The following is a 1,231-nucleotide window of genomic DNA, read 5'->3' on the forward strand; positions in this document are numbered from 1 at the left end:
TGAAGCAGAAGCTGGTTGCCGTTTTCGGCAATTTCTAAGCTTTAGGGGCTTCGGCCCCGCTAAGCTTTGGGGGCTTTGGCCCCGTGCGGCATGATATGGGCTGACGAGTGAGGAGGAAGCCGATGAAGGGTCTAACGGCGACGCCAGAGTTGCGTCAGCATTTGGATGCCCTGCGGCAGCAGTCGCACCATCAGCCTATCGCGCCCGACGAGGTGACGCGGATCGTTGAACAGGTTTTAGCGACGATGGGCGGCGAAATCACCTCCACCGACGTGAAACTGTATCGGGAATTGGAAGGGCTGGCGCGCTTCATTCAGCATGCCCGGTCTGAAATCGCCCAGGTCCGTCCGGATGCGATCAGCTCGCACGATATCCCTTCGGCAACCGACGAGCTTGATGCCGTTGTTGGCGCGACCGAAGAGGCGACGGGCGTTATTCTGGACGCCGCCGAGCAACTGGAAAACCTCGCCGGAACCTTACCGCCCGAACAGGCGGCGATTGTTTCCGATGTGGTTACGCGGGTGTACGAAGCGTGTAATTTTCAAGATGTCACGGGCCAGCGCATCACAAAAGTGGTACGAACCCTAAAGCAGATTGAAGAGCGGGTATCGGCAATGCTCGCAGCTTTCGGCGATGAACTCGCCCGAATGCAAACCGATCCTTCTGCGCCGAAGTATAACCCCGCCGCCGGGCCGTCGATTGCCCCCGACCAGGTGGACTTGTTGCATGGTCCCTCCTTGCCCGACGAAGCAAAACGACAGGCTGAGATCGATGCAATTCTGGCGAGCTTCGGATAAGCCCTTGAGCATGCACTCCTCGCCGACACGTCGCGGCCATCGCACGCTTCTTCTCTCGTCCGTCGCCGTTGCGGTTCTGCTGCTCGGCCCGGTCGGCTCGACAAGTGCTTGGGCCGCCACCGCGCGGTCGGCCCTGCACGATGGTTATTCTCGGTTGGTGTTCGATTTCGGTTCTGCGCCGAAGTTCACCGCGAGCGTCGACGGCAATCAGCTTACCGTTCGCTTCGAAGCGCCCTTCGATGGGGCGATGTCGCCCGCCGTCATGCGCGGCGTCAATGGCTACCTCAGCAATCCACAAATTTCGGCCGATCAGCGCAACGTTAGCTTTACGCTGCTGAAAGCCGTGACGCTGAAAACCTCGACGACCGAGCGCGCCGCCGTCATCGATATGATCGAACAGAAGGGGCAACCGGCCCCAACGGCTTCGGCGGCGA

1 protein-coding gene and 1 pseudogene are annotated in these 1,231 nt (G+C 60.3%); both read left to right on the top strand.

The genetic code is table 11. The features are described from left to right. Positions 1–122: 122 nt before the first annotated feature. Positions 123–797: a protein phosphatase CheZ gene (locus VZ95_RS15455; RefSeq protein ID WP_045776655.1), complete on the top strand. Its 675-nt coding sequence runs from the start codon at positions 123–125 to the stop codon at positions 795–797. A gap of 4 nt (positions 798–801) precedes the next feature. Further along, positions 802–1,231 (top strand): annotated as a pseudogene (locus tag VZ95_RS15460) (hypothetical protein); the annotation flags it as partial.

The sequence above is a fragment of the Elstera litoralis genome (assembly GCF_000963705.1).
GTDB lineage: Bacteria > Pseudomonadota > Alphaproteobacteria > Elsterales > Elsteraceae > Elstera > Elstera litoralis.